The sequence below is a fragment of the Asticcacaulis sp. genome (assembly GCF_020217185.1).
Lineage (GTDB): Bacteria > Pseudomonadota > Alphaproteobacteria > Caulobacterales > Caulobacteraceae > Asticcacaulis.
Genome location: NZ_JAIWNX010000095.1, coordinates 1 through 10,000, shown reverse-complemented (window position 1 = coordinate 10,000; position 10,000 = coordinate 1). Strand labels below are relative to the sequence as shown.

Annotated in this window: 8 protein-coding genes; all 8 read right to left on the bottom strand. The window is 60.5% G+C overall.

Translation table 11 applies throughout. The features are described 5' to 3' along the window. Positions 1-995: 1-deoxy-D-xylulose-5-phosphate reductoisomerase (dxr, locus tag LDL37_RS04760; protein WP_290795084.1), on the bottom strand; the 995-nt coding region annotated here is incomplete at its 3' end. Continuing rightward, the gene (locus LDL37_RS04755) at positions 992-1,822 is read right to left on the bottom strand and encodes a CDP-archaeol synthase (RefSeq protein WP_290795082.1); all 831 of its coding nucleotides are present in this window, start codon (positions 1,820-1,822) and stop codon (positions 992-994) included. The genes LDL37_RS04755 and dxr, both read right to left, overlap by 4 nt. After that, a complete protein-coding gene (uppS, locus tag LDL37_RS04750) occupies positions 1,806-2,564 on the bottom strand; it encodes a polyprenyl diphosphate synthase (RefSeq protein ID WP_290795080.1) in 759 nt (252 codons plus the stop codon). Before uppS ends, LDL37_RS04755 begins: the two co-directional genes overlap by 17 nt. An 82-nt stretch (positions 2,565-2,646) precedes the next feature. Continuing rightward, a complete protein-coding gene (gene frr, locus LDL37_RS04745) occupies positions 2,647-3,204 on the bottom strand; it encodes a ribosome recycling factor (protein ID WP_290795078.1) in 558 nt (185 codons plus the stop codon). Positions 3,205-3,287: 83 nt separating this feature from the next. Beyond that, positions 3,288-4,019, bottom strand: coding sequence for a UMP kinase (pyrH, locus tag LDL37_RS04740; protein WP_290795075.1), 732 nt, complete (start codon positions 4,017-4,019; stop codon positions 3,288-3,290). Between the two features lie 170 nt (positions 4,020-4,189). Then, positions 4,190-5,092, bottom strand: a complete 903-nt coding sequence (gene tsf, locus LDL37_RS04735; RefSeq protein ID WP_290795073.1) for a translation elongation factor Ts — start codon at positions 5,090-5,092, stop codon at positions 4,190-4,192. Between the two features lie 184 nt (positions 5,093-5,276). Next, the gene (gene rpsB, locus LDL37_RS04730; protein ID WP_290795071.1) at positions 5,277-6,044 is read right to left on the bottom strand and encodes a 30S ribosomal protein S2; all 768 of its coding nucleotides are present in this window, start codon (positions 6,042-6,044) and stop codon (positions 5,277-5,279) included. A 252-nt stretch (positions 6,045-6,296) separates the two neighbouring features. Continuing rightward, positions 6,297-9,725, bottom strand: a complete 3,429-nt coding sequence (gene dnaE, locus LDL37_RS04725) for a DNA polymerase III subunit alpha (protein WP_290795069.1) — start codon at positions 9,723-9,725, stop codon at positions 6,297-6,299. Between the last annotated feature and the right edge of the window lie 275 nt (positions 9,726-10,000).

Sequence of the window (10,000 nt, the reverse complement as noted above, 5' to 3'; positions counted from 1 at the left end):
ATCACCTCGTTAGCGGCATTATAGACGACCGGCATAAGCCCGCCGGCCTCCAGCGCCTCGCGCGCCAGCCTGAGCATGGGGAAGGCCTCGGTATCGGGCCGCTCAAAGGTCAGGGTCGAAAGCGCACACAGATCGAGCGGCGGCGCGGACCAGCTATGGCGCTGCGGCCAGCCGAGGCAGTAGGAAATCGGCACGCGCATATCCGGCGGCCCCATCTGAGCCAGGGTCGAACCGTCGGTATATTCGACGAGGCTGTGCACGACGGATTGCGGATGGATCAGCACGTCGATCTGAGCCGACGGCATGTCGAACAGATAAGCCGCCTCAATCAGTTCCAGCCCCTTATTGGCCAGCGATGCGCTGTCTATGGTGATCTTGGCGCCCATCGACCAGTTGGGATGCTTTAACGCCTGTTCGCGCGTGACGTGGGCCAGGTCTTCGCGCTGGCGACCCCGGAATGGCCCGCCCGACGCGGTGAGGATCAGGCGGCGGATACGCGTGCGCTCGGCCTCTTCAAAGACCTGAAAAATGGCATTGTGTTCCGAATCGACAGGCAGAATGCGCCCGCCCGCCGCCTCGGCACGCAGGATCAGCGAACGGCCACAACAGACAAGGCTTTCCTTATTGGCCAAAGCCACCGTGGCCCCCGTCCCCGCCGCCGCCCAGACCGGACGCAGGCCCGCAATGCCGACAATAGCCGCCATCACCCAATGGACGGGACGCGCCGCGGCGGCCTCGACGGCGTCAGGGCCACAGGCGATTTCGATACCGGAGCCCTTCATGCGTTCGCTGAAATCGGCCCATTGCGAGGCATCGGACAGGACCGCCAGACGCGGCCGGAATTTCAGCGCCTGCTCGGCCAATAGCGCCGAATTACGTCCGGCGCACAGGGCTTCCAGTTCGTAATCTTCGCCGGGCGTCAGGGTTTCTTCGATCAGGTTCAGCGTTGAGACGCCGATGGAGCCGGTCGAACCGAGGATGGAGATACGCCTCATAGCTTGGTCCCCAGCATGACCAGCCAGCGGATACCGCCGATGGCGACGATCGCAAACATCAAGCCGTCCACGCGATCCAGCAGGCCGCCGTGGCCGGGGATCAACGTGCCGGAATCCTTGACGCCATAGCGGCGTTTGAGCATCGACTCCCACAAATCGCCGCCCATGGTGGCAAAGGCCACCAGCAAACCGACGATCAGCGCCGCCGTGCTCGACTGAAAGAGCTTGGTGAGGTCGGCCAGCGTCCCGGCGGTCAGCATACCGGCGATCATGCCCCCGGCAAAGCCTGACCAGGTCTTGTTGGGCGAATATTTGCGCCACAGCTTGGGTCCGCCCACCAGCTTACCGACCAGATAGGCCGCGCTGTCTGCCGCCCAGGCGATCAAGAAGGCGAAAAAGACCCAATAGACGCCGTTATGCGTCTCACGCAGCCAGATCAGCACCAGAGCCGGCCAGCCTATGTAAAAGGCTCCGTAGGCGGCATCGAGGTGCGGTCCTTTCAGGTAGCGGAAATAAAAGCCCGCACAGATGGCGCCCAAGGCCAGTACCGCCAACCCCGCCAGCATGTTGAACAAATAGACGGTAAACACCCCGCCCAGAATAGCCAGACTGATGGCGACGGCCATGCGGCTCGACAACTGAGGGGCTGCCATCGCGCCCCATTCAATCGCCAGCAAGGCCACCCCGACGCTGAGCAGCAGCAGAAAGGCCCAGTTGCCATAGGCGATAATCAACAACACAATCGGGATCAGCACCGCCGCCGAAGCGATGCGAAACAGCAGTTCACGTGAGGATTTTTTCGGTTTCGCGTCAGACGGAAGCGACATCACTGGCCTCAACCGCGCCGAAGCGACGCTCGCGCCGGCGGAATTCTTCCAGCGCCGCCTTCAGCGCCTCGCCGTCATAGTCCGGCCACAACACGTCCTGAAACACAAATTCGGCGTAGGCCGCTTCCCACAGGAGGAAGTTTGACAGCCGGTGTTCTCCGGACGTGCGGATCAGCAAATCCAGCGGCGGCAAGCCTGAGGTGGACAAAAGCCCTCCAAAGCGTTCCGCCGTCAGATCCTCAAGCGCCGCCTCCCCCGCCTTCACTTGCCGGGCAAAGGTTTTGACCGCTTCGAGAATGTCCGCCTGTGCGCCGTAATTGAGCGCCACCTGCAGGAAAAAACGGCTATTGTGCTGCGTGCGCTGATGCGCCTCGTCCACACACTCACGGATATCGACCGGCAGACCCGCCCTGTCGCCGATAATGCGCACGCAGACGCCTTCGCGCACCAGACGGTCCAGGTCGGAACGGATAAAGGCCTTGAGCAGGCCCATCAGGTCAGACACCTCGGTCGCCGGTCGCCGCCAGTTCTCCGTTGAGAAGGCGAACACCGTCATATGCGTCACGCCCAGATGCGGCGCGGCCGTAATCGTCTTGCGCAACGCCTCCACACCCGCCTTGTGGCCAAAGGTGCGTATCTGACGGCGCGCCTTGGCCCAACGCCCGTTGCCATCCATGATGATGGCGACGTGCAGCGGCACCGGAGCGGCACCTGTACCGATATGATCCGGCCCTGAGGGCATAAAGGACGCTTTCCTGAAAACGACAGAAGGGGCAATACACACAAAAGCGCCCGGTTTTAGGCACCGGGCGCGGCGCAGGTGCTTAGACCTGCATGATCTCCGCTTCCTTGACCTTCAGCATCTCGTCGATGCGCTTGATGGCCTCGTCGGTGAATTTCTGGACCTCGGTGGTCATCTTCTTCTGTTCGTCTTCGGAGATCGTCGAGTCCTTTTCGGCCTTCTTCAGCTCGTCATTGGCGTCGCGGCGCACATTGCGCACGGCCACGCGCTTTTCTTCCGCGTACTTGCCGGCGATCTTGGCCAGTTCCTTACGGCGTTCCTCAGTCAGGGGCGGGATCGGCACGCGCAGGGTTTGACCGTCGGTGACCGGGTTCAGCCCCAGACCGGCATTGCGGATGGCCTTTTCGACCGATACGACCAGCCCCTTGTCCCAGACATTGACGCTGATCATGCGCGGTTCCGGCACCGAAATGGCGGCGCAGGACAGGATCGACATGGCGGAGCCATAGGCATCGACCGTAATGCCTTCCAGCAGGCCCGCAGAAGCACGGCCGGTACGCAGACCGCCGAAATCGTCCTTGAGCGCCGTCACGGACTTGTCCATGCGGTCCTTGTACTTGTTGAGATCAGGCTTGCTCATCTTGGTATCTCTGTATTGGAGCGCTCTCCGGAAGGGGTTACCCCGTCGGAAAGACGCGCGTTAGAACACTATCATACAGGCGTTCAGGCCTGCCCGGAAATGACCGTATGCACCCCCTGCCCCGTGATGACCTTGCGCAGGCCGCCCGGTTCACGGATCGAGAAGACAACGATCGGAATGCCATTTTCGCGCATCAGCGACACCGCCGAGGCATCCATGACGCGCAGGTCCTTCGACAGAACCTCCATATAGTCCAGCGAATCGTAGCGTGTCGCCGACGCGTCCTTTTTGGGATCCGCCGTATAGACGCCATCGACCGACGTGCCCTTGAACAGGGCGTCGCAGCGCATTTCTGCCGCGCGCAGGGCCGCCGCCGTATCGGTGGTGAAATAGGGCGCCCCCAGACCGGCGGCGAAGATCACCACACGACCTTTTTCCAGATGGCGTTGCGCCCGGCGGTGCACAAAGGGTTCACAGACGGCATTCATCTGGATGGCCGACTGCACGCGCGTGCTGACGCCCAGCTTTTCCAGCGCATTTTGCATGGCCAGGGCGTTCATCACCGTGGCCAGCATCCCCATATAGTCCGCCGAGGAGCGTTCCATCCCTACGGCCGCCTTGGACAGACCGCGAAAGATATTGCCGCCACCGATAACCAGACACAGTTCGACGCCCATGCCGGCCACCTCGGCGACCTCTTCGGCCACCGCCTTGACGGTGTTCATGTCGATGCCGAACCCCTGCTCGCCCATCAGGACCTCACCGGAGATCTTGAGGAGAATGCGTTTATAGGTGGGGACGTCGGACGAAGACATGGAAGGCCCTTCGGATGAATCAGATGGGGGTAATGGCGTAGTGCCGCCTGCTCTAGCCGAGATTTCTCTCTTTGAACAGTCAAAGGGCGCAGACACCTTGCGATGCTGCGCCCTTAAACCGTGCATAGGTCGGGAAATCAAGCCACGGGCTGAGTTCCCTATTTTTTGCCTTAGCCTTGATTCATCATCGAGGCGACTTCGGCAGCGAAGTCATCGACCTTCTTTTCCACGCCTTCGCCGAGGGCGAGACGCGTAAAGCCGGTCACGGTGACGTCGGTGCCGAGCGCCTTGGCCGTGTCGGCGATCAGTTGCTTCACGGTCTGATCCGGGTTCATGACGAAGGGCTGCTCAAGCAGCACGACTTCGCGCTGGAACTTCGAGATCTGGCCGTCAACGATCTTGGCGATCATGGCTTCCGGCTTGCCTTCTTCGCGCGCCTTTTCGGTCAGAACGGTGCGCTCACGCTCCACGGCGGACGGGTCGAGGTCGTCAGACGACAGCGACAGCGGCTGGGTGGCGGCGATGTGCATGGCGATCTTGCGGCCCATGTCGTTCAGGGCTTCGGCGTCGCCAGCGGACTCAACGGCCACCAGAACGGCGATACGGCCCAGGTTCGGGGCAATCGCGTTGTGGATGTAGGACGACACAACGCCTTGCGAAACGCTATGCTTGGCCATGCGACGGGCCACCATGTTTTCACCGATATTGGCGATCAGGTTGGTGATTTCGTCGTTGATAGCCGCTTGCACGCCTTCGACGTCAGTCGCGGCCAGACCGGCCTGAGCCGCATTGCGGGCCAGGTTCTGGAACAGCTCATTGCGCGACACGAAGTCGGTTTCGGCGTTGACTTCGACGGCCACAGCGGTGGTGCCCGAAGAGGCCACGGCCACCAGACCTTCGGCGGCGACGCGGTCGGCCTTCTTGGCAGCCTTCGACAGGCCCTTGGTACGCAGCCAGTCCATCGAGGCTTCGACGTTGCCGTCGTTTTCCGACAGAGCCTTCTTGCAGTCCATCATGCCGGCGCCGGACTTTTCGCGCAGTTCCTTAACGAGAGCGGCGGTGATCTCAGCCATGGAATTCCTCCATAATTCTCTAAAAAGTTAACCCTCGGCGGCTCAATAGCCCGAGGGTATGACAAATACGTAACAACGGAGCCTGACCCCCGCTTCAAACGGTTGAAGCGGGATCTTTCATCAAGACTGAATTTGCCTCCGCAAACCCAGCGATCAGACCCCGTTGCCGGTAATCCTGAGCAGATTAAGCTTCGCCAGCGTCTTCGGCGACGAGCGCGGGCTCGATCGGGGCTTCCGAAGCGCCGAGGTCGATACCCGAAGCCGACTGACCCGCGGCCAGACCGTCGAGCACGGCGTCAGCGATCAGGTCGCAATACAGTTGCAGGGCGCGCGCGGCGTCGTCATTGCCCGGAACCGGGAAGGTGATGCCGTCCGGATCGGAGTTCGAGTCGAGGATACCGATCACCGGGATGTTCAGCTTGCGGGCTTCCTGGATGGCGATCGCTTCCTTGTTGGTGTCGATCACGAACATCAGGTCGGGGATGCCGCCCATGTCCTTGATGCCGCCCAGCGACAGCTCCAGCTTGTCACGCTCGCGCGTCAGGGTCAGCAGTTCCTTCTTGGAACGGCCAACCGGGTTTTCCATGACCTGTTCCAGTTCACGCAGGCGCGCGATCGAACCCGAAATGGTGCGCCAGTTGGTCAGCGTACCGCCGAGCCAGCGGTGGTTGACGTAATACTGCGCCGAACGCTTGGCCGCGACGGCGACCGGACCGGCGGCCTGACGCTTGGTGCCGACGAACAGGACGCGACCGCCGTTGGCGGCGACTTCGCGCACCTTCAGCAGGGCCTGATGCAGCAGCGGCAGGGTTTGCGACAGGTCGATGATGTGGATGTTGGAACGCGACCCGAAGAGGTAACGCTCCATCTTCGGGTTCCAGCGGTGGGTCTGGTGACCAAAGTGCGCACCGGCTTCGAGCAGGGCGCGCATAGACAGTTCAGGCATAGCCATGAGTAGATTTCCTTTTCATTCCGATAGACCTCCGCGGACTAAAAAAGTGTCGGCAAGCCGAAACCTCGGAACGGTCGGATGAAGCCGGACGCTTTGAAAATCATTGAAATTCAAAGGCACGGACAACATCCCCCCGCGTATCCGCGTGTGAGATGGTGCGCAACTAGGCACAATCGACAAAAAAATCAAGCGATTTTAAGGAAAATTGCGCCCGGAGAAACACTGACGGCGATCAGGCCGTTTTCGCTCCTCCTATACGTCTTCACAATATAGGACGCCATTCATCGCCTTCAAGGCCCCGCGCAGGCTGGCGTCCAGACGATAGCGGTGCGGCATTTTCAGTTCGACCTCGTGTCCGTCGATCTCGCTGAGAAGGGTGATTTCCCCGCCCTGCCCGCGCGCGGCATCCAGTTGCATTTTAAAAGCATCCACATCAAAGCCGCGCGGTGATACGGTCAGGCGTAAACCCATATCGTCCGTTTTCAGGGCTCCGGCTATGGGTTCGGCCGACTCGCCGAACATGCGGACTTCGCCGTCCGAGCCCTTGCAGCGGACCTTGAGCAGGATCGACTGACCGGGTTCCAGATGCTCACGGTATTTACGCAGGGCTTCCGGCTGGAACATTACTTCGTATTCGCCGCTAGGGTCCGAGAGGTTGACGAAGGCGAACTTTTCCCCGGTGCGGGCCGAGGCGCGCTCCTGACGACGGCGCACCACCCCCGCCATACGAAAGGCTTCGCGCCCTTCCTGAGCGAGGGCCAGCGCTTCGGCGTAGAGGGTCACATTGCGGCGCTTGAACACATCAACCATGTCCTGCAACGGGTGCCCGGACAGATAGAAGCCGACGGCGGATAGTTCTTCGTCCAGCGCATCCGGCCCGGAGGCCCTAGGGATATTGGGCAGGCGCGGGCGCGACGAATCATTGGTGCCGAACAGGCTGACCTGCGCCGAGGCGCGCTCGGCGGCCATGCTCTGAGCGTGGGCGATCAGCAGATCGGCGCTCTGGATGATCTGCGCCCGGTTGGGGTGGATCGAGTCGAACGCCCCGGCCCTCGCCAGATTTTCAATGGCGCGCTTATTGACCGCCTTGGGGTCGATGCGTTCGAGGAAGTCGAAAATATCCTTGAACGGTCCGCCCGCTTCGCGCACCGCCACAACGCTGTGCATGGCTTCGAGACCGACGTTGCGGATGGCCCCAAGCGCATACAGCACTTCGCCATTTTCCACATCGAAATCCGCCTTGGAGCGGTTGATATCGGGCGGTCGAATGGTCACCCCGAACTGCCGCGCGTCCTGATAAAATACCGCCAGCTTGTCGGTATTGGTGATATCAAGGCTCATGTTGGCGGCGAAGAATTCGACCGGATGATTGGCCTTCAGCCAGCCCGTCTGGTACGAAATAAAGGCATAGGCGGCGGCGTGCGATTTGTTGAAGCCATAGCCGGCAAACTTGTTCACCAGTTCGAAGATCGAGTCCGACTGCTTTTCGGGAACCCCCTTCTCCTTGGCGCCGGAAATAAACCTTGCTTTTTGCAAGTCCATTTCCTCTTTCTTCTTTTTACCCATGGCCCGGCGCAACAGGTCGGCTTCGCCGAGGCTGTAGCCTGACAGGATCTGGGCGATCTGCATCACCTGTTCCTGATAGATGATGACGCCGTAGGTTTCCCGCAGAACCGGCTCCAAAGAGGGATGGAGCATGTCGATTTCGGCGCGCCCGAACTTCCGATCGACATAGGTGTCGATATTGTCCATTGGGCCCGGACGATAGAGCGAAATCAGCGCGGTGATTTCCTCGATAGACCCGCAGCGCATCTTGCGCAGGGTGTCGCGCATCCCCTGACTTTCGAGCTGGAACACGCCGATCGACTGACCCGACGCCAGAAGCTCATAGGTGGTCTTGTCATCCAGCGGCAGGGTGGAGAAATCGACCTCCAGCCCGCGCTTTTTCAGATAGTGCCAGGCGCGGTTCAGCGTGGTCAGTGTTTTCAGACCCAGAAAGTCGAACTTGACCAAACCGGCGCTCTCGACCCACTTCATATTGAACTGCGTCGCCGGAATGTCGGAACGTGGATCGCGATACAGCGGCACCAGTTCGGTCAGCGGACGGTCGCCGATTACGATACCCGCGGCGTGGGTCGAGGCGTTGCGATACAGGCCTTCGAGTTTCAGCGCCGTATCCAGCAACTTGGCAACGGACTCTTCCTCATCGCGGGCTTCGCGCAGGCGGGGTTCGATTTCGACGGCCTGAGCCAGTGTAGTCGGGTTGGCCGGGTTGTTCGGCACCATCTTACACAGACGGTCCACCTGCCCCAGCGGCAACTGCATCACCCGTCCGGTATCACGCAGCACGGCGCGAGCCTGAAGCGTACCGAAGGTGATGATCTGCGCCACCCGCTCGCGGCCGTATTTTTCCTGAACGTAGGTGATAACCTCTTCGCGGCGTTCCTGACAGAAGTCGATATCGAAGTCGGGCATGGAGACCCGCTCCGGATTGAGGAAGCGTTCGAACAGCAGACCAAAGCGCAGCGGATCAAGGTCGGTGATGGTCAGCGCCCACGCAACCAGCGAGCCGGCCCCCGACCCCCGGCCAGGACCGACGGGGATGTCGTGTGCCTTAGCCCATTTGATGAAGTCCGAAACGATCAGGAAGTAACCGGGGAAGCCCATCTTCTGGATGACGCCGACCTCCCGGTCGAGACGTGCCCAGTATTCCTCTTCCGGAAAGGCCGGCTCGACCTGTTGCAGACGCATTTTCAGGCCTTCACGCGCCTGAAAGGCCAGTTCTTCGTCTTCCGAGCGCCCGGCGCCGGTATCGAAGCGCGGCAGAATTGGATCGCGCTTGCTAACCAGAAATGCGCAGCGGCGCGCGATTTCCAGTGTATTGTCACAGGCTTCGGGCAGGTCCGAAAACACCTCGCGCATCAGCAGCGGCGGCTTCAGCCAGTGATCCTTGGTCACCTTGCGCCGGTCGGCCACGCCCATAAAGGTGCTGTCGGAAATACACAGCAGCGCCTCGTGCGCCTTGAACATGTCGCGGTCAGCGAAATAGGCGTCATTGGTGGCCACCAGCGGTACGTCATGCGCATAGGCGAATTGCACCAGACCGCTTTCCGCCGAATCCCCGCGGATACCGCCATGCGGCGACCCGTCGTGCCGCTGAAGCTCGATATAGAAGCGGTCCCCGAAGGCCGCATGCATGTCCTTTAGTGCGGCATTGGCTTCGTCGGGTTGATTTTGCTTGAACAGCGGGTTGATCGGACCGTCCGGACCACCCGACAGCAGGATCAGGCCCTCGGCGCGCTTGACCACCTCTTCCCACAGGACATGCGGTTCGTCGGTCGCCTCAATATCGAGATAGGCTTTGGAAGACAGTTCGGTGAGATTGAGATAGCCCTGCTCGTTCTGAACGATCAGGACAATGGTCGGTATCTTGGCCCAGCGGTCGCTAAGGGCACCGCCTATACCCTTGACCGGCAGGGCGCAGGCGATGATGGGCTGCACGCCCGTATCTTTGCACACCTGAGAAAATTCGAGCGCACCAAACAGGTTGCCGCGGTCGCAGATGGCGATGGCCGGCATCTTCGCCTTGGCCGCCAGCTTGCCCATATCATAGGCCTTGATCGCACCTTCCAGAAGGGAATAGGCCGATCGTACCCGCAGATGGACAAAACCGTCGCTCATCTCAAAAGCCTCTCCGTGCGGTTCACAGGGCGGCTACTGTCGGACGATTCACCCGATCAGCATAGCCGCCTGACAGACAAGCGCCACAAAAGCGGCAACGGCGGCGAAAGACAATACGTTATGGATGGCCAGCATGGTTTGTCCCCTGAAAGAACAGATGATCAATTCATGCTTTGTTCTATATTCTTATTTTGTTCCCCGTCAACACCCTTTTATCAACAGCGTGAACAAATCGTGTATATCATTGATTTAAAATGATATAATTTTACAGGCTT